The sequence below is a fragment of the Hydrogenophaga sp. RWCD_12 genome, from assembly GCF_046604225.1.
Taxonomy (GTDB): domain Bacteria; phylum Pseudomonadota; class Gammaproteobacteria; order Burkholderiales; family Burkholderiaceae_C; genus Hydrogenophaga.
Window position 1 is genome coordinate 635,384 of the sequence record NZ_JBKIXC010000003.1, and the last position, 17,915, is coordinate 653,298.

Genomic DNA, 17,915 nt, shown 5'->3' on the forward strand with positions numbered 1-17,915 from the left:
CGAAAAGGGTCAGGCCAGCATGTAGCCGGTCTTGACGGTGGTGTAGAACTCCGCCGCATAGCGGCCTTGTTCGCGGGATCCGTGGCTGGAGTCTTTGCGCCCGCCGAACGGAACATGGAAATCCACGCCGGCGGTCGGCAGGTTCACCATGGTCATGCCCACCTGCGCGTGGCGACGGAAATGCATCGCGTACTTCAGCGAGGTGGTGCAGATGCCGGCGCACAACCCGAAGGGCGTGTCGTTGGCCAGAGACAGTGCGTGCTCGTAGCCGTCGGCCCGCAGCACGCAGGCGATGGGGCCGAAGATCTCTTCGCGGGCAATGCGGTGATGGGGTTCGGCCAGCCACAGCGCGGGGTTCATGTAGTGCCCCGGCGTCTCGCGCTCCACCAGCTCGCCGCCCCAGACGTGCTGCGCCCCTTCGTGGGCCGCGATCGCCATGTAGGACTGGTTCTGCTCCAGTTGCGCGCCGTCGACCACCGGACCCATCTCGGTGCCGCGCGTCATCGCATGGCCTACCTTGAGCGACTCCAGGCGACGCGTCAGGCGCGCCACGAATTCGTCGTGCACCGGCGCGTCCACGATCAGCCGGCTGGAAGCGGTGCACCGCTGGCCGGTCGAGAAGTACGAGCCCTGCAGCGCGCAGTCGACGGCCTGGTCCAGATCGGCGTCGGCCAGCACGACCAGCGGATTCTTGCCACCCATCTCCAGCTGCACCTTGGCCTGGCGCGCGGCGGTGGCCGTGAGGATGCGGCGGCCGGTGGGCACCGAGCCGGTGAAGCTGATCGCGTTCACTCGCGGGTGCTCGACCAGGGTCTGGCCGACCTCGCGGCCGCTGCCCATGATGAGGTTGAAGGTGCCGGCGGGCAGACCACAGCGGCTGAGAATCTCGGCCAGCGCCCAACCGCAGGCCGGCACCAGCTCGGCCGGCTTGAACACCACCGTGTTGCCGTAAGCCAGGGCCGGCGCGATCTTCCACGCCGGGATCGCGAACGGGAAGTTCCACGGCGCGATGATCGCCACCACGCCCACCGGCTCGCGGGTGATGTCGACCTGCACGCCCGGCCGCACCGAGGCCATCGTCTCGCCCGGGATGCGCAGGGCCTCGCCGGCGAAGAACTTGAAGATGTTGCCGGCCCGCGCGACCTCGGCAATGGCTTCGGGCAGGGTCTTGCCCTCTTCCCGTGCCAGCAATGCGCCCAGCTCTTCCTTTCGCGCCAGCAGTTCGCTGCCCACCTGGTCCAGTGCGTCGGCCCGGCGCTGCGGGGTGCTCAGGCTCCATTGCGGCAGCGCATCGGCGGCGGCGGCGATCGCCTGTTCGGTCTGGTTGCGGTCGGCGCGGGCGAACTCGGCCACCACTTCCCGCGTGTCCGAGGGGTTGGTGCTGACGCCGGTGGTGGCGCCAATGACCCAGCGCCCATTGATGAGGTGCCGTGGCTGGTGCCGGATTTCGCCCTGTTTCATGACTGCGGTGCCTTGTGTGTGTGTTCCGCAGGCAGTCTATGGAGATTTTTGATATCAATCTAATGATTTTTAGCGGAAAATTGATATCACTCTTGGCATTCTGGAAAACCCCCGATGAGCAACTACAACCACTGGTTCATCCGCGCCCGCCTCAAGACGCGCCAGCTGCTGCTGCTGGTGGCGCTGGCGGAAGAAGGCAACATCCACCGAGCGGCCCAGGTGCTCAGCATGACCCAGCCGGCGGCGTCCAAGCTGCTCAAGGACCTGGAAGACGTGCTGGGCGTGCCGCTGTTCGACCGGCTGCCCCGCGGCATGAGCCCGACCTGGTACGGCGAGACCATGATCCGCCACGCGCGCATGGCGCTGGCCAGCCTGAACCAGGCGCACGACGAACTGATGGCGCTCAAGTCGGGGCACTTCGGGCAGGTCGGCGTCGGCGCCATCACCTCGCCGGGGCTGAGCCTGCTGCCGTCGGCGGTGGCGCTGGTCAAGCAGGAGCACCCCAACCTGCGGATCTCGCTGGAGATCGAGACCAGTCCGGTGCTGCTCGACCGGCTGGAGCAGGGAAAGATCGACATCGTGATCGGCCGCCTGTTTGCGGAGCACGACAAGAGCAGCCTGCGCTACGAACCATTGACCGGGGAGATGGTGTCGGCGGTGACCCGCCCCGGCCACCCGCTGATCGGGGTGAGCAACCTGAGCCTGCGCGACCTGCACGGTGCGGGCTGGATCGTGCCGCCGGACGGCAGCGTGCTGCGCCACCGCTTCGACCTGATGTTCCAGCAGGAGGGCCTGAGCCCGCCGATCAACACCATCGAGACTTCGGCGCTGCTGTTCATGACGCGCATGCTGCAGCAGAGCGACATGGTCGGCGTGCTGGCGACAGAAGTGGCGAACTACTACGCCGCACACGGCCTGATGGCCAAGCTGCCGATCGAGCTGCCCTGCCAGATGGACGCCTTCGGCCTCATCACCCGCACCGACCGCCTGCTCTCGCCCGGCGCCAAGGTGCTGATGAAAGCACTCAAACAGACCTGCCTGACGCAGTACGGCATCAAGCTGGACCAGGACTGATCGGCTTCAAGTCCAGCCGCCATCGACCACGAACTCCTGCGCAGTGCACATCACCGCGTCGTCCGAAGCGAGGAACAGCACCATGTTCGCCACGTGCTGCGGCAGCAGCTTGTCGGGCATGCACTGGTTGCGCGCGATCTCGCGTTCGCCCTCGGCGTCCAGCCACAGCCGCATCTGCCGCTCGGTCATCACCCAGCCGGGCGTGACCGTGTTGACGCGGATGCGGTCCTTGCCGAGTGAGGCAGCCAGCCCGCGCGTGAGGCCATTGACCGCCGACTTGGCGATGGCGTAGCAGGGGTAGTCCGGGTTCTTGGTCTGCCAGCCGACCGAGCCGAAGTTGATCACCGAGCCGCCACCGAGCCGCCGCATCCCGGGCGCGACCGCCTGCACCGCGAACAGCGCAGGGCGCTGGTTCACGGCCATGCGCTCGTCGTAATACTCTGCTGTAACCGACTCCAGGGTGTGGCGGTCGTCGCTGGCGACGTTGTTGACCAGCACGCCGAAGTCGCCCATGGCGGTGGCCGCGTCGGCGATGGCACCCTGCAGGGCGGCGAGGTCTTTCACATCGACAGCGCGCCACCACGGCCGGGGGCAGCCTTCGTCGGCCAGTTGCTGCGACAGCGTTTCGGCGGCCTGCGCGGCCACGTCGACAAACGCCACCTGGGCGCCCTGGCGGGCGAACGCCGCGACGATGGCCGCGCCGATGCCGGTGGCACCGCCGGTGACGAAGACCTTACGGCCCGACAGGCCGGCGTAGCGGGACGCCCGGGCCGCGTCGGCGGCAGCCGGAACGTCCGGATTCGGAGAAAAGGTTGTCATTGCAATACTGATATCAATAGATAAACAAATCAAATCAAATACATATCAATCTGATCGCATAATGCCGCGAACGTCAAGCCCCGGGGTCCTTCCGCGGGTCACTGACCGCCATCCTGGAGACGACATGCCACCCCAAGCGCACCACCCTTCCGACTTCACGCCCTCGGGCGATGTCCGTTGCATCTGGCCGGCGTCGGCGGTTCTGGGCGAAGGCGGTCTCTGGTCCGTGCGGCAGCAGCGATTCTTCTGGGTCGACATCCTGTCCCGGCGCATCCACCGGCTCGACCCCGCCACCGGCGCGCAGGACAGCTGGACCTTCGACGAGGAAGTCTCGGCCCTGGCCGAGCGCCGCGACGGCGCGGGCCTGGCGATCGCCCTGCGGCGCGGTCCGGCGCTGTGGGACCCCGACCACCCGGACGAGGCGCCACGCTACCTCTGCCGGCCGGAACCGGAGCGCACCGGCAACCGCTTCAACGACGCCAAGTGCGATGCCGTCGGCCGCTGGTGGATGGGCAGCATGGACTTCGACTGCAGAGCGCCGACCGGCGCGCTGTACCGGGTCGCGCCCGATGGCAGCTGGACCCGCGTGGACGAAGGCTTCGCGGTCACCAACGGCCCCACCTGGCTTCGCGATGGCCTGACCATGCTGTTCAACGACACCGTGCGCGGCCAGGTGCTGGCCTACGACAGCGACCCGGCGACGGGAGAGATCGGCAACCGGCGCCTGTGGCTGCAGCTCGGCGCCGACGACGGCGTGCCTGACGGCATGACCACGGACGCCCAGGGCCGCGTGTGGATCTGCCACTGGGGCGGCGGCTGCGTGTCCTGCCACGACCCCGACACCGCGCAGGAGCTGGGCCGCGTGGGGTTGCCGGTGAGCCAGGTGACGTCGTGCACCTTCGGCGGCCCGGACCTGTCCAAGCTCTACATCACCTCGGCCCGGTTCAGCCTGGATGAAGCGGCACTGGCGAAGGAGCCGCTGGCGGGCGGGCTGTTTGCGGTGGACATGGACTGCCAGGGCCGCGCCGCCGCGCCGTTTGGCGGTTGAACACAGGGACATGACGATGAACCCGGCTTTGAACTTCGACGGTGCGCACTGGGTCGACGGCCACTCACAGCGACTGTGCCTGCTGCCTTCGGCGGGTGGTGGCGTGGCGGCCTGGCAATGGCTGCGCGGCGGCGAACCCGTGGACCTCTGGCGGCCCTGGGATGGAAAGACCACCCGCATGCAGGCGCTGGCCAGCTACCCGCTGCTGCCCTGGTCCAACCGCATCAGCGACGGCGGCTTCGAGCACGCGGGCCGCTTCCACCTGCTGCAGCCCAACACGCCGGACGACCCGTACCCGATCCACGGCGACGGCTGGCAGCAGCCCTGGACCCTGGTCGACCCGGGTCCCGACGGCGCGGCCATGGTCCTGCGCAGCGAAAGCTTCGGCGGCAGCCCCTATGTGTACGAGGCGCGGCAGGGCTTCACGCTGTCCGACGGCGGCCTGCTGCAGACCCTCACGGTCACCAACCGCGGTCCCGAGGCGCTGCCCTTCGGGCTGGGCCAGCATCCCTGGTTCACGCGCACACCGGGCTGCCGGCTGACCACCGGCGTGGCGGGCGTCTGGAAGTCCCGCCCCGACCGGATTCCCACCAGCTACTCCACCGAGTTCCCCGAGGGCTGGGACCTCAACGCGGGCGCGATGGTCGACCGCCTCGTGATCGACAACGGCTTTGGCGGCTGGAGCGGCGAGGCGCTGATCGAATGGCCCGAGCGCAACTTGGCACTGCGCATGCAAGGGACCCTCACGCTGCCGGACGGCTCACCCGGTCGACCGGACTGTCTGCTGTACGCGCCGGCGGCGCCGCCGGTGTTCTGTTTCGAACCCATCAGCCACCCGATCAATGCCGCGCATTGGCCGGGTCGTCCGGGCTGGGTGGCGCTGGCGCCGGGGCAGTCGATGTCGCTGGAAGTGCAGTGGCGCTTTGACCGCATCCAGCCAAGCTGAAGCCACCGGTCAGAGCGCTCTGCGCTCCAGTTGGCCCGGCCGCAGCGCGAACCGCGTCCGCGCATCCAGCACCTCCACCTCGGCCTGCGCACGCCGGGTGCCGTAAACCTCGGCCTTGAGCCAGACCAGCTCGGCGTCCAGCAAGGTTTCGCCGCCCAGACGGCAAGACCACACCTTGGCATCGCCGTCCCAGCGGTAGCCGCGGGCCTTGAGCTTGTCCTTGCTGTCGAACGGCGCGCCGGTCGCCGACAGCCTGTAGCTCAACCGATCCGCTGCAGCCATCAGGCGCTGCAGGCCGGTTGGGGCACCCTCGGCCCCGGGGCTGGCGAGCACCTGCAGCAGCGCATGGCAGTCCACCAGCGCACGGTGCGCGTCGTAGAACCAGCCGCGGTCCTGCGCCAGCGCGCTGAGCTTGGCCGATTCCGCGCCCTGCGCCTTCCAGTCGATGTCGGCGAACGAGCAGGCCCAGGGCTTGGCGGCAAAACCCGGAAATCGCGCCTCCACGAAAGGCCGGTCGAAACCGGCGTTGTGGGCCACCACCAGGTCGGCGCCGGCCAGCAGAGCCTCGACCTGCGCATCGTCCAGACGCTGGCCGCGGACCATTTCGTCGGTGATGCCGGTGATCTGCCGCGCGATCTCGGGAATCGGCATGCCCGGGTCTTCGAAACCCTCGAAGGTTTCGACCGGGCCAAACGGACGTCCGGTGGCGACATCGACCGACACCCGCAGCATCGCCAGCTCAATGATGCGGTCGCTGGCGTGGGACAGGCCGGTGGTTTCGGTGTCGAGGATCAGGACACGGCAGGCAGACTGCAGCGCGTCGGGCGCAGGACCGTAGTCCGGCAAAGGCACCAGCCGCCGCAGCACGAGGAAGTCGGGGTGGGCATCCAGCTGCTGCGCCATCTCCTCGGGCGTCAGGGCCCGAACGTCGACAGGTGCATTGCCCTGGGGCACGCGCTCCCGCGGGGCGTCGAATTCGAAACTGAGTTGGCCCAAGGGGGAGGAAGAAAAGGGGTGGCGGGGCTGATGGGAGTCGCACCCACGAGAACGGTCGTCGATTCTAGTGGGGCAGCCGCTGGAGCCGCCAGCGCGGCAGCCGACGTCAGAACGCTTCTTTTTCGGCTTCGAGGTACCACGAAGCACACACCACTGAAGATCTTCCTGGCCCACGCGTCGTCAGCCCGTGCGTGCAAGGGCGACGACAACAGAGGACGCCAATCAGGACAGCGTGTCCGCCCAGATATTGCGTGCCCATGCGTGGGCGTACCGGCCCTCCAGTTCGTTGGCAGCGGCAGAAACGCCGCCGGAGCCCGGGACCGTCAGCATGGTCTTCTTCTCCGGGTCGTAGCGGTGCACGCTGGAGACGTGAACCACGTCGTCGGTGCTGACGAAGCTGTAGCAGGTGTTGTTGTAGATCGGCAGCTGGTTGACCGGTTGGTCGGTCAGCAAAGCGACGATGGCAGCCGCACAGGTTTTTCCATGCTGGTTCGCCATGTGGCCAGATTTGGGCATTGCCGGTGCAATCTGAATGGCGTCACCGATGACATGCACCTTCGGAATCGCCTTGGACTCGAAGGTCAGGAAGTCGACGTCACACCAACGCTGGTTGGAGGTCGCCATGCCCGCATTGACGGCCAGTTCCCCGGCCCTCATTGGCGGCAGCACGTTCAGCACACTGGCCTTGACGTCGTCGTTGAATTCGAACTTGAGCGTCCTGTTGGCCGCATCCACATCGCTCAGGGCATGCTTGTTTCGGTATTCCACGATGCCGGCGTACCGGTCGGCCCAGGCCCTTTTGAACAGCGGCCCCTTGGAGGTCACATCCTCGTTGGCATCCAGAATCAGCACCTTGCTCCTGGGCTTGGTCTTGCTGAAGTATTCGGCCACCTGGCATGCCCGCTCATAGGGGCCGGGCGGGCAGCGGTAGGGAGCCAGAGGGATGCTCAATGCGTAGACACCTCCGTCGGGCATGGCTTCGAGCTGCTTGCGCAGTGCGACAGTTTGCTCGCCCGCCTTCCAGGCATGCAGGACGGACTCCTTGGCCCCGGCCTTCGCCATCCCGGGCAAGGCATCCCACATGAAGTCAATCCCTGGCGACACCACCAGGCGGTCGTACGGCAGAACCGCACCGCCAGCGAGCCGGACCGATTGGCGCTCCGCATCAATGGCGATCACCCGGTCGCGCACCATCTCGACACCATGCACGGCGCCGAGCTTGTCGTAGGACGACGTGATGTCGGCCAGCGACTTGCTGCCCCCAACCACCAGGTTCGACAACGGGCACGAAACGAACGACGGGTTGGGCTCCACCAGCGTCACCCGGATCTTGCCGTCCGACCACATCCGCAGGTATTTGGCGGTGGTCGCACCACCGTAACCACCCCCCACCACCACCACATGCGCGCGATGGCCGGTGGACATGCCCGCGCAACCGGACAGCAGCCCCACGGCACCGAGGCTGGAACCAGCCTGCAAGAGCTGACGACGTCGAATCATGGCGCTTCCATTCGCATTCATTTCTTGATCGATGCAAAGTAGCCAGCGATCGCGTTCAACTGCTCATCGGAATAGCCCTTGGAGAGCTGATGCATGATCGTCGCCGGCCTGTGGCCGCTCTTGAAGTCCATCAGCTTCTTGACCAGATCGTCCTTGCTCACGCCTGCCAGGGACGCGTTGCCTGCCTGCGCATGACCATTGGTTCCATGGCAATTCGCACACGCCGCCGCCCAACTTCGAACCTGCAGCGAATCGACGGACTGGGCCAAGGCGGTTCCCGACATCAATGTGCTCAGCACACCGATCAGTGCCATTTTTCGGTTCATGGGCGCTCCTGTTTGCGCGTTGATGATGGTGATGTTTCGGTCAGGGGCCAGATGGTCGCGCAACGTGAGTCATCGGGAATCCAGCGCCACGGAGGGGATCGCACCCACTCCCCTTGGCTTCGGAGGCCGCAAAACCGTCTGCCATGTCGGATGGTTTGAGGCTCCGCCTTTCGGCGTCGATGGTTGTCTTGACGAGAGAACATGACAGCACTCAATGCAGGAATCAGGACTCCTGTGCGCACAACCACGTGAAACGATGTCTAGTCTAAGCGGCGCAAGTCAGATCACTGCAAACCGACTCTCTAGGGACTGCCCGACGGTGGAGAGCCAACGAGGTCACCCAATGGGATGTTCAGCGGAGCGACACCCACGTTGTGTGCCCAGAACACGTTCTCCTGAACCAACGTCACCTGCACGACGGCCGCGCTGGAAGGGCGCTGTGAAATGTTGATCGACGTGACCGCAGATTCACCGGGTGCAATCGCCCTGGAGAGATTCTTTCGAACGTTGGCCCAGGCGCTCAGAGGCAGCCCCTCCGTATCGAGATAGCGCCACGACAAACGCAGTTGCCTTCCCCCCTCCTCGTTGGCCGACAACGTGCGCACACCACCGTTGTGCACGCGAACTCGGACCAGCTCGGCAGTCGGCGTGATCTTCATCCCTTCGAAGCTGTAGGACACCTTGCGAATCTCTTCCGGTGAGTAGACCTTCGACGCCAGCGGAAACTTTGGCAACGTTTCAAACCAGCTGGGGTCGCATCCCTCCAACCCGACCGGGACGACGCGGGAAGCGATCGCTCGATACCGCTGAGCGTCTTTCTCCTGGTGAACGAAGCGCAGATACGCTGCAACGCGCGTCGGAAGTTCAGCACAGTCGCTTCCGAATGTCGGGTGCGGTCCGTCCGGAAACACGCCGGAATACCCGTTGAGGGTCGGAGCGCCCTTGACCAGCGCCGCCCACATTGCGTCGATCTCCGTCAGAGGACTGGGCTCGCTGCTTTGCGCAAAGAACAGAACGGCGTTGTCTGGAAGCCCGTTGGGGACCTGCTGCAACTTGTTGACCAAGCGCTCGCGCCAAACCGCCCGCTGGTCCACCTGCATGCGCACGGCGGCAGCCTCGGTCAGAAAGAAAGCCGCCAGCAACATCACGACCAGCGTCTCCCGTCGAGGAAACCGTTCGGTCAGCTTGTCCGTGAACAGCATGGCGCCGAATGCGAGAGGAAAGAGAAATACCTGGTCCAGGCGGGTCAGCACACGAATGGCAGAGGCCAACGGAAGCCCGTAAACCAGTTGCCACAGACTCGCTCCGCCAACATTGAGGGTCAATATCGCTGGTATCAGCAACGCCCCGGCCATCAGCACCCGCTCCTGTCGCAGCAGATGGCTGCCCCACATCAGGCCACCGAAGCCCAACAACAGCGGGACAGCACCCACAAACATCTGGTGCTCGTTCGACATGGGCACGGCGGGTAGCCAGTTCCCCAATCCGCCCCAGATCAGCGACCCACTGGCCATCAGGTAGCTTTGAGGGCGGGGCAGCCCGTTGGCCAGCTCGTCCCAAGATCGCTTGGCGCCGTACAGATCGCTGACCTTCAGGTACGGATAGAACAACAGCCCCATGGACGCCAGGAGCAGTCCTGCACAAGCCACGCAGCCCATTTGCTGGCTCCGCCCGAGTGCTCTCCAGATCGACAGGAACGCGGGCAGTGGTCGATGCAGCGCCCATCGCGAAGGCAACAAAGCCAAGGCCACCCGACCGGTCAGCAGACTCACGAGCATCAACAGCACGAAGAAGCCCATGTAGATCCCGGCATAGAACTGCCAGGCCAGCCAGAACCCCGCCCACAGCAGCGAACGCACGGCCCCTTTGCCCAGGAACTCGATGAAAAACACCATCGACAAAGCCACGCCGAATCGGTAGTGGAGCTGAGAGTGGTTGCTGTGCGCAGAAGTAGGCAATGCGAACGCAAAGATCAGGGCCCCAACGGCAGCGGCAGAACGGCTTCCCCCCAGCCGCCGCAGTGCCCACCAGGCGGCAAGGAAGTTGGTCAGGTAGCCCACGTAGAACCAGCACTGGAAGGCCACATCCGCTTTGCCGACCAATGCGCGAGCGACCAGGTAAACCGGCGCAGAGCCGAACAGGTTGTCGGAGAACCCCATCACGAACGGAAACGGGTAAAAGAACGGCGTATTCCAGAGCGATTCAGCCCGCCCGATCAGGAACTGGTAGATGTGCTCCAGAAAGTAGTTGTTCAGCCGGGAATCGCCGATATCACCGGGCATCATCTGAAGCCCCTGTAGCTGAAACACCGGGACCATCAGCACGGCGACCACAAAGAGCAGCAACGAAGAATGGACGCCCACTCTTCCACCAACAACAGTCATCCAGAACCTATTCGCAACAATAGAAATACTTCACAAGGCTGCCTGCACGCCGCTCAAGCAAGTGGCAATGGGCGGCTCCCGAGAGCACGCCGCACTGGAGAGTTTCTTCTCATCCATGAAACCGAGCGGTTCAGCGGGCCTTCAACGCCCAGCCCCCAGGAGCAACACGATGAACACCGGGCTGGCCAGCGTCAACACCAGCCCGCTCAACAGGGCCAGCGGCACGAACCCGGTTCCGCACTGTGCGCGGATCAATGGCAGCGTCGCATCCAGAGCCGTCGCGCCACAGAGGCCGATCGACTGGCGGCTGAACCGGGCGCCGAACAGATAGAGCGCCGTGATGGCCATCAGTTCGCGGAGCATGTCGGTCACCATGGTGATGGCGCCGTACTCATCGCCCAATGCGTTGCCCACCAGAACGCTGGAGAGCGTGACCCAACCAAACCCGCTCGCAATCGCCAGCGCCACGCGTGCGGACTCCCCGGTCCACCAGGCGGCGCCCAGGCCGCCCAGCGCTGATCCGCCCATCACCAGCAGCGGCACCGCCCATGCCGACGGGTCTCTCCATGTCCGGGCCAATGGAACCTCGACCAGCTCCACCCCGATCAGCAACACCATCACATGGATCAGATGATGGGTGCCGATGAGTCCGACCAGAGGCAAGTCGTGCTGCCCCGCCACCACACCGGCAGTGACCGTGCCCAGGGCAACCAGACAGTCGGCGCCGGCCCGCCGCCAACTCTGCAGCGCGAGTGCTTGGCCCGGCGACACCGCCAATGCGCCCTGTTGTTTCAGGAACATGATCATCAGCCCCCAGGATCCGGCTGTAGTCAGGAGGGCAAAGATCGCCGAGGTCGAGACGATCCTGCCGAGCGTCGGCCCGACCTGCAGAATGGCGCTGAACTCCCGGCCGCAATAGAACAACAGCAGGAAGATCAACACCTTCAATGCGTGACCTGTCTTGCGGGCAAGCTGTGGAGCGATGCGGCCAATGCCGATGCCGAGCAACAGGGCCAGGCCGATGGGCCAGAGAGATTGAAAGATGAACAGCATGAAAGACCCGGGGCGGAAGCTGTGAGCGCAAGCGTGCTGGGCTACACCGTCAAAGCAGTATCCCGTCGCGCCGGATCGCGGGGAATGAAGCGGAATTGATTTGTGAATTCCCCAGGCTGGAATGCCGGGGTCAGTTTGGGAACTGTTCTATGCAAAACCGATTGGAGATGCTGCGAATCTTCTGCGCGGCGGCTGAGTCCAAGAACTTCAAGGAAGCCGCCCAACAGCTGGGCATCCCTCCGCAAAGCGTCACGCGGGCGATTCAGGAGCTCGAGTCCCAGGTGGGCGAGGTGCTGTTTCATCGCAGCACCCGGCAGTGCCAGATCACGCGCGAAGGCGAGCGCTGGGCCGAACTGGCAAGGCGCGGGGTCGACGGGGTCGACGCCTTGTTCGCCGCGCCTGTTTTGCGTACGTCCGACAAGGTCGAAGGGGTGGTGCGGCTGACCGCTCCGCAGCCCATCGGCCAGATGGCGCTGATCGGCAGCCTGGCACGGTTGCAGGCGGTCCACCCCGGCCTGCAGTTCGAAGTGCACCTGGAAGACGAAGAGACAGATGTCGTCGACGAACGGATCGACATCGGCATCCGGCACGGCCTCATCCGGGACAGCCGTTTCGTGGCACGGCAGGTGGCCGAGGTCCCCTTCTTCATCGTGGCAGCCCCGGCCCTGCTGGACCGCATCGGCCTGCCTCGAACCTTGGCAGATCTACAGCTTGGCCCGGTGATCGGCACGCTTGACCGCCGCACCGGCAAGCCCTGGCCGTGGTTCCTGCGGCAGTTGCCGCAATGGGTGCCCCGTCAACTGGCATTCACCAGCAACAGCACTCAGGCCGAATGCACGGCCGCCCTGGCAGGGCTGGGATTGGCGCAGCTGCCCGGATTCGTGGCTGCCCCCCACCTGCAGCAGGGCACGTTGGTGGAAGTGCTGCCAGAGCTCGCCCCAACGCCCTGGGCCATCAGCGTCTACCGGCCGCAGCGCAGTCCGGTATCGGCGCGCGTGAGAGCGGTGTATGACGCGCTGGTCAAAGACTTCTCGGACCCGCAGCTGTTTCCTGTGGGCCAAGGTGCCGGAGCGTCTGTTTGATGGAGAAGAGGTCCTGGGGCCCCGCCGGATACCGGAGGGCATGACCTCTTGGCACCGTGGGCGATGGGGAACCCACGTGGGCCATTGATCTTGGTGCGGCTGGCGGGGATCGAACCCACGACCCTTGGCTTCGGAGGCCAATACTCTATCCACTGAGCTACAGCCGCACATGCTCGGAAAGCCCGCCATTGTCTCACAGGCGCTGCGCCACCTCCCTCGCCGCCCGGAGCCTCCGACCAGTCGCCAGCGCGCGACCAATGCGCCGTGAGCGCTATGGTTTTTTGTACCTTTATTACAGTGCAATCCTTTGCACTATTGAGGTTTTCCCGGATGCACCAGGATGTTGCATTTAAGCGGTTACGTACTGGTTACGGCGTATATCTTCAGGGTTTCCACTGACCGCAATCGTTTGCATTGATGGTCGAATTCCCGGGCTTTCCCAACCGTTTGTTACCGCTTTCGATGAAACATCGGTACAGGAAAGAGTGGTTCACAACATTCACACTCCGGAGAATCCTCATGCAACACAGCTTCAAGATCGCGGCCGCCGCCGCCCTCTGCGCCACCACTTTTGCCGCCCACGCCGAACTGTCGATGGACGCCAACCTGGAACTGGACACCACCTACCAGAGCAAGGTCAGCAAGCCCGCCACCAACGCCCGCGACAGCGACCTGAACATGGGCGGCCGCGTGGAATTCAACGTCGGCGCCAAGGCCACCAACGGTGATTCGTTCGTTCAGGCCCGCGGCACGCTGCTGGTCAAGAAGGACGGCGACACCGCTGTGGACGACATGTGGGTCCAGTTCGGCAACGCCGGCATGGACGTCAAGATGGGCCGCTTCGAAGCGATGGACCTGTTCCCGGTGGGCAAGGACACCTATGTGGAGAACAGCGGCTACGGCGGCTACCACGCCAATGCCCTGCGCGGCCGTTTCGGCAAGGACACCGTGCACATCGCCCCCGGCTTCAACGCCGGTCCGGCCCGCATCGAAGTGGGCTTCGTTTACAGCAAGGAAAAGGGTGAAGTTCGCGGCCTGCGTCCTGCGGTCAGCTTCGGCTCCGGCCCCGTCACCGTGCGCGTGGGTGCCGAGTCGGTCAAGAAGGTCGGCGGCACCACCGGCAGCACCAACGGCTTCGGCGCTTCGCTGGGCTACGCCCTCAGCTCCAACAGCAGCCTGAACCTGAACTTCGCCAAGATGGAAGACGACAAATCCATCGGCGTCAACGCCACCATTGGCGACGCTGGTGTCGGCCTGATTCTGGACAAGGGCGCCAACGGCGCCAAGAACACCTCGTTCTACGCCGCCTATTCGCTGCCGTTGTTCGGCGTGAAGGGTGCAACGATCACGCCCGCCATCAGCTTCGCCAAGGGCGGCACGGGCAGCAAGAACCAGACTGGCGCCCGCGTGCGCATCAACTACGCGTTTTGATCGGGGGTTCCCGATCTTTCCGGGGTGTGTGAACCTGCAAGGGTGAACGCGCCCATTTTCCTCTCGGCAATCAGAGTTGGCCCGGGCGTCGCAAGGCTCCCGGGTCTTTTTTCGCCGGCCGCTATCGTTATAGAGTGAAATAATCGGCCGATGCCCCGCACGCCGAACGCCCCCATCCCGACCGCTCCTGCACCTGCCGCTCCCGCTCCCGAAAAGGGCCGCAAGCGCATGCAGATGGCCGACATCGCGCGGCTGGCCGGCGTCTCTGCCTCGACCGTTTCGCGCGCCCTCAGCGGCAGCCCGCTGATCCCCGAGGCCACGCGCAACCGCATCACCGAGCTGGCCAACTCGCTGGGCTACCGGGTCAACGTCGGCGCCGCCAACCTGCGCAAGCGCGGCGTGCAGACCATCGGCGTGGTGATTCTGGGCGACAGCATGCAGATGATCTCGGACCCGTTCCTGCTGAGCATCCTGGGTTCGGTGGCCGACACGCTGGACGAACGCGGCATGAGCCTGCTGCTGACGCGGCTGAAGGACAACCGCAAGCACGTGCTGTCGGACCTGATCGAAAGTGGCCAGGTGGGCGGCCTGATCGTGATCGGCCAGCTGACGCTGCACGACTACCTCAACGAACTCACCCGCAACGGCTTCCCGATGGTGGTCTGGGGTGCCAACCTGCCCGATGCGCTGTACCCGGTGGTCGGTGGCGACAACGCCATGGGCGGCTATCTCGCCACCCGCCACCTGATCGACCACGGCTGCCGGCGCATCGCCTTTTTCGGCGACATCTCGCACCCCGAGGCAGGACTGCGCTACCAGGGCTACGCGCGGGCCCTGCAGGAAGCCGGCATCGAACAGGACCCGCGCCTGCTGCAGTCGTTCCTGTTCGGGGACTCGCGCATCCGCGAAGTGATCGACGGCTGGCTCGACCAGAACCTGGCCTTCGACGCGATCTTCGCCTCCAGCGACGTCACCGCCATTTCGCTGATGGGCTCGCTCAACGAGCGGGGGCTCTCCATTCCCTCGCAGGTGCGGCTGGTGGGCTACGACGACATCGCCCTGTCCGAACATGTGCACCCGACGCTGACCACCATCCGCCAGCCGACTGGCGAAGCCGGGCGGGCGCTGGTGGACCTGCTGTTCGAGGCGCTGGCCGGGCAGCCGCGCCGGGCCATCGTCCTGCCCGCGGAACTGATCCGGCGCGAAAGCAGCGTCTAAAGGGAATCGCGCCCCCACGCTCTGCCGCTGCGCACCTGTTTTCGTAACCATCTTGTTCCTGCGATATAGGGCAAACCCCATCATGCAATCGATTGCATCGGTGCTGTAATTTTGTGACGGTCAGGTGTACTGACCGGTTCCGGCCAGCCACCGTCCGGCGGCCGACACGAAAGGTTTTTCCCATGGCGCAGTCCGGTTTGCGTTTGCGTGACATCAAGAAGAGCTACGGCCGCGTGGACGTGATCCACGGCGTCGACCTGGACATCGAACCGGGCGAGTTCGCGGTCTTTGTCGGCCCGTCGGGCTGCGGCAAGACCACGCTGCTGCGCATGATCGCGGGCCTGGAAGACATCAGCAGCGGCACGCTGGAGATCGCCGAGCAGGTCGTCAATGACCTGCCGCCGAGCGAGCGCGGCGTGGCGATGGTGTTCCAGAGTTACGCGCTCTACCCGCACAAGACGGTCTACGACAACATGGCCTTCGGCCTGAAGATCGCCAAGGTGCCCAAGGACGAGATCCAGCGCCGCGTGAACGAGGCCGCCGCCATCCTGCAGCTGGGCGACTACCTGCAGCGCCTGCCCAAGGCCCTGTCGGGTGGCCAGCGCCAGCGCGTGGCGATCGGCCGCGCCATCGTGCGCAACCCCAAGGTGTTCCTGTTCGACGAACCGCTGTCCAACCTGGACGCCGCGCTGCGCACCAAGATGCGCGTGGAGCTGGCCACGCTGCACCGCCGCCTGGGCGCAACCATGATCTACGTGACCCACGACCAGGTCGAGGCCATGACACTGGCCGACAAGATCGTGGTGCTCAACAAGGGCCGCATCGAACAGGTCGGCGCCCCGCTGGAGCTCTACCACCGCCCGGCCACACGCTTCGTCGCCGGCTTCATCGGCTCGCCCCAGATGAACTTCATCGAAGGCGCCCATGCGCAGGCGCAGGGTGCGCACTGCGTGGGCGTGCGCCCCGAACACCTGCGGCTGGAAGCCGGTGGCCCCATCGAGGGCACGCTGCGCCACGCCGAACTGCTGGGCAACGAAACCTTCGCCTACATCGACGCCGGCGCGCTGGGCGAGCTGACCGCCCGCGTCGACGGTTCGCTGGACGTCCAGCCGGGCCAGTCGCTGCGCCTGGGTTACCGGCCGGAACACCTGTACCGCTTTGACGCCGCCGGTCAGCGGATCTGACCACCCCTTTTTTCACCCGCTTTGCGGATGGGCCGCGAAGCACCACCGAGGAGACAAGCACGATGTTCAAGACCACCACGATCGCCGGCGCCGCCGCACTGGCGCTGGGCACGCTGGGCGCCACCGCCCACGCCGCCGACTACAAGGGCCCCGACCTCAAGGGCGAGACCGTCACCATCACATGCCCCTGGACCGGTGCGGAAGAAGGCTTCTTCAAGAAGGTCATCGCCAACTTCGAGAAGGCCACCGGCGCAACCGTGAAGCACTCCTGCTCGCAGAGCTCCGAGCAGCAGATCGTGATCGACATCAAGGCCGGCTCGCCGTCCAACATCTCGGTGTTCCCGCAACCGGGTCTGGCCGCCAACATGGCCGCCATCGGCGGGCTGGTGCCGCTGGGCGACAAGTCGCGCGACTGGGTCAAGTCCAACTTTGCCGCGGGCAGCTCGTGGGCCGACCTGGGCACCTACAAGGGCAAGGACGGCAAGAGCAACTTCTACGGCCTGTTCTACAACGTCAACGTCAAGAGCCTGGTCTGGTTCATCCCCGAGAACTTCAAGGAAAAGGGCTACAAAGTGCCCAAGACCATGGAAGAGCTGCAGGACCTGACCAAGAAGATCGCCGCCGACGGTGGCAAGCCCTGGTGCATCGGCCTGGGCTCGGACGCCGCCACCGGCTGGCCCGCGACCGACTGGGTCGAAGACATGATGCTGCGCACACAGAGCCCGCAGGTCTACGACGACTGGACCAGCAACAAGATGAAGTTCAACGACAAGCGCGTCGTCGAAGCCATCGACGCCTACGGCTGGTTTGCCCGCAACGATGCCTATGTGGACGGTGGCGCCAAGGCCGTGGCCACGGTGAGCTTCAAGGACAGCCCCAAGGGTCTGTTCGGTTCGCCGCCCAAGTGCTACATGCACCGCCAGGCTTCGTTCATCCCGGCCTTCTTCCCCGAAGGCAAGGCCGATGACGCCGACTTCTTCTACTTCCCGTCCTACAAGGCCAAGAACCTGGGCAACCCGGTGCTGGGCGGCGGCACGATCATGACGATCACCAAGGACAGCAAGGGCGCGCGCGCCTTCATGGAATACCTGCAGCACCCGCAGGCCCATGAGATCTGGATGGCCGAAGGCGGCTTCCTGACGCCGCACAAGGGCGTGGACCTGGCCAAGTACAAGACCAAGGGCCAGCGCAAGCAGGGCGAGATCCTGCTGGGTGCGACCACCTTCCGCTTCGACGGTTCCGACCTGATGCCCGGCGCCGTCGGTGCCGGCAGCTTCTGGAAGGGCATGGTCGACTACTCGGGCGGCAAGTCTGCCCAGGCCGTCGCCGACGACATCCAGAAGTCCTGGGAAGCCTTGAAGTAAGCCCCCCGAGCAGCAGACACCGGACGGAC

The 17,915-nt window shown here is 65.3% G+C and carries 15 protein-coding genes and 1 tRNA gene; 8 read left to right on the forward strand and 8 right to left on the reverse strand.

The genetic code is table 11. The features are described from left to right. Nucleotides 1-9: 9 nt before the first annotated feature. Entirely contained in the window at nucleotides 10-1,461 is a 1,452-nt protein-coding gene (locus ACLIJ1_RS15000) for an aldehyde dehydrogenase family protein (RefSeq protein WP_411366337.1), read from the reverse strand. 114 nt (nucleotides 1,462-1,575) lie between these two features. Between ACLIJ1_RS15000 and ACLIJ1_RS15005 the strand changes: the two genes are divergently transcribed. Continuing rightward, nucleotides 1,576-2,535 (forward strand): LysR substrate-binding domain-containing protein, encoded by a 960-nt coding sequence (locus ACLIJ1_RS15005; RefSeq protein ID WP_411366338.1) that lies wholly within the window; start codon nucleotides 1,576-1,578, stop codon nucleotides 2,533-2,535. Nucleotides 2,536-2,541: 6 nt separating this feature from the next. Here ACLIJ1_RS15005 and ACLIJ1_RS15010 read toward each other — a convergent pair whose 3' ends face one another. After that, nucleotides 2,542-3,354, reverse strand: a complete 813-nt coding sequence (locus ACLIJ1_RS15010) for an SDR family NAD(P)-dependent oxidoreductase (RefSeq protein ID WP_411366339.1) — start codon at nucleotides 3,352-3,354, stop codon at nucleotides 2,542-2,544. A gap of 124 nt (nucleotides 3,355-3,478) precedes the next feature. On the opposite strand from ACLIJ1_RS15010, the gene ACLIJ1_RS15015 reads away from it, so the two are divergent. Then, on the forward strand, nucleotides 3,479-4,402 hold the full coding sequence (locus tag ACLIJ1_RS15015; protein WP_411366340.1) for an SMP-30/gluconolactonase/LRE family protein: 924 nt from the start codon (nucleotides 3,479-3,481) through the stop codon (nucleotides 4,400-4,402). Between the two features lie 10 nt (nucleotides 4,403-4,412). After that, complete coding sequence (locus ACLIJ1_RS15020) at nucleotides 4,413-5,348, forward strand: aldose 1-epimerase (RefSeq protein WP_411366341.1); 936 nt, start codon at nucleotides 4,413-4,415, stop codon at nucleotides 5,346-5,348. Between the two features lie 9 nt (nucleotides 5,349-5,357). Here the strand turns inward: ACLIJ1_RS15020 and ACLIJ1_RS15025 are convergent, their stop codons facing one another. From ACLIJ1_RS15025 to ACLIJ1_RS15045, 5 genes are all read right to left on the reverse strand, one after another. Next, nucleotides 5,358-6,344: a 3'-5' exonuclease gene (locus tag ACLIJ1_RS15025; protein WP_411366342.1), complete on the reverse strand. Its 987-nt coding sequence runs from the start codon at nucleotides 6,342-6,344 to the stop codon at nucleotides 5,358-5,360. A gap of 222 nt (nucleotides 6,345-6,566) precedes the next feature. After that, nucleotides 6,567-7,841 (reverse strand): FCSD flavin-binding domain-containing protein, encoded by a 1,275-nt coding sequence (locus tag ACLIJ1_RS15030; protein ID WP_411366408.1) that lies wholly within the window; start codon nucleotides 7,839-7,841, stop codon nucleotides 6,567-6,569. A gap of 20 nt (nucleotides 7,842-7,861) precedes the next feature. Continuing rightward, the gene (locus ACLIJ1_RS15035; RefSeq protein WP_411366343.1) at nucleotides 7,862-8,170 is read right to left on the reverse strand and encodes a c-type cytochrome; all 309 of its coding nucleotides are present in this window, start codon (nucleotides 8,168-8,170) and stop codon (nucleotides 7,862-7,864) included. Nucleotides 8,171-8,472: 302 nt separating this feature from the next. Next, on the reverse strand, nucleotides 8,473-10,554 hold the full coding sequence (locus ACLIJ1_RS15040) for a hypothetical protein (protein ID WP_411366344.1): 2,082 nt from the start codon (nucleotides 10,552-10,554) through the stop codon (nucleotides 8,473-8,475). A 141-nt stretch (nucleotides 10,555-10,695) separates the two neighbouring features. Beyond that, nucleotides 10,696-11,607, reverse strand: coding sequence for a lysine exporter LysO family protein (locus tag ACLIJ1_RS15045; RefSeq protein WP_411366345.1), 912 nt, complete (start codon nucleotides 11,605-11,607; stop codon nucleotides 10,696-10,698). A 167-nt stretch (nucleotides 11,608-11,774) separates the two neighbouring features. On the opposite strand from ACLIJ1_RS15045, the gene ACLIJ1_RS15050 reads away from it, so the two are divergent. Then, a complete protein-coding gene (locus ACLIJ1_RS15050) occupies nucleotides 11,775-12,689 on the forward strand; it encodes a LysR family transcriptional regulator (RefSeq protein ID WP_411366346.1) in 915 nt (304 codons plus the stop codon). Nucleotides 12,690-12,780: 91 nt separating this feature from the next. Here ACLIJ1_RS15050 and ACLIJ1_RS15055 read toward each other — a convergent pair. Continuing rightward, nucleotides 12,781-12,856 (reverse strand) — tRNA-Arg (locus ACLIJ1_RS15055). A gap of 352 nt (nucleotides 12,857-13,208) precedes the next feature. On the opposite strand from ACLIJ1_RS15055, the gene ACLIJ1_RS15060 reads away from it, so the two are divergent. The 4 genes from ACLIJ1_RS15060 to ACLIJ1_RS15075 all read left to right on the forward strand — a co-directional run bounded on the left by ACLIJ1_RS15060 (nucleotide 13,209) and on the right by ACLIJ1_RS15075 (nucleotide 17,886). Next, nucleotides 13,209-14,120, forward strand: a complete 912-nt coding sequence (locus tag ACLIJ1_RS15060; RefSeq protein WP_411366347.1) for a carbohydrate porin — start codon at nucleotides 13,209-13,211, stop codon at nucleotides 14,118-14,120. Between the two features lie 150 nt (nucleotides 14,121-14,270). Further along, the gene (locus tag ACLIJ1_RS15065) at nucleotides 14,271-15,338 is read left to right on the forward strand and encodes a LacI family DNA-binding transcriptional regulator (RefSeq protein WP_411366348.1); all 1,068 of its coding nucleotides are present in this window, start codon (nucleotides 14,271-14,273) and stop codon (nucleotides 15,336-15,338) included. A 182-nt stretch (nucleotides 15,339-15,520) separates the two neighbouring features. Beyond that, the gene (locus tag ACLIJ1_RS15070; RefSeq protein WP_411366349.1) at nucleotides 15,521-16,522 is read left to right on the forward strand and encodes an ABC transporter ATP-binding protein; all 1,002 of its coding nucleotides are present in this window, start codon (nucleotides 15,521-15,523) and stop codon (nucleotides 16,520-16,522) included. A 62-nt stretch (nucleotides 16,523-16,584) separates the two neighbouring features. Next, nucleotides 16,585-17,886, forward strand: coding sequence for an ABC transporter substrate-binding protein (locus ACLIJ1_RS15075; protein WP_411366350.1), 1,302 nt, complete (start codon nucleotides 16,585-16,587; stop codon nucleotides 17,884-17,886). Nucleotides 17,887-17,915: the final 29 nt, after the last annotated feature.

Coding starts and splice junctions, on each gene's coding strand:
- ACLIJ1_RS15070 (WP_411366349.1), top strand. CDS start 15,521: ATGGCGCAGTCCGGTTTGCGTTTGCGTGACATCAAGAAGAGCTACGGC.
- ACLIJ1_RS15060 (WP_411366347.1), top strand. CDS start 13,209: ATGCAACACAGCTTCAAGATCGCGGCCGCCGCCGCCCTCTGCGCCACC.
- ACLIJ1_RS15045 (WP_411366345.1), bottom strand. CDS start 11,607: ATGCTGTTCATCTTTCAATCTCTCTGGCCCATCGGCCTGGCCCTGTTG.
- ACLIJ1_RS15020 (WP_411366341.1), top strand. CDS start 4,413: ATGACGATGAACCCGGCTTTGAACTTCGACGGTGCGCACTGGGTCGAC.
- ACLIJ1_RS15075 (WP_411366350.1), top strand. CDS start 16,585: ATGTTCAAGACCACCACGATCGCCGGCGCCGCCGCACTGGCGCTGGGC.
- ACLIJ1_RS15000 (WP_411366337.1), bottom strand. CDS start 1,461: ATGAAACAGGGCGAAATCCGGCACCAGCCACGGCACCTCATCAATGGG.
- ACLIJ1_RS15010 (WP_411366339.1), bottom strand. CDS start 3,354: ATGACAACCTTTTCTCCGAATCCGGACGTTCCGGCTGCCGCCGACGCG.
- ACLIJ1_RS15040 (WP_411366344.1), bottom strand. CDS start 10,554: ATGACTGTTGTTGGTGGAAGAGTGGGCGTCCATTCTTCGTTGCTGCTC.
- ACLIJ1_RS15050 (WP_411366346.1), top strand. CDS start 11,775: ATGCTGCGAATCTTCTGCGCGGCGGCTGAGTCCAAGAACTTCAAGGAA.
- ACLIJ1_RS15065 (WP_411366348.1), top strand. CDS start 14,271: ATGCCCCGCACGCCGAACGCCCCCATCCCGACCGCTCCTGCACCTGCC.
- ACLIJ1_RS15035 (WP_411366343.1), bottom strand. CDS start 8,170: ATGAACCGAAAAATGGCACTGATCGGTGTGCTGAGCACATTGATGTCG.
- ACLIJ1_RS15015 (WP_411366340.1), top strand. CDS start 3,479: ATGCCACCCCAAGCGCACCACCCTTCCGACTTCACGCCCTCGGGCGAT.
- ACLIJ1_RS15005 (WP_411366338.1), top strand. CDS start 1,576: ATGAGCAACTACAACCACTGGTTCATCCGCGCCCGCCTCAAGACGCGC.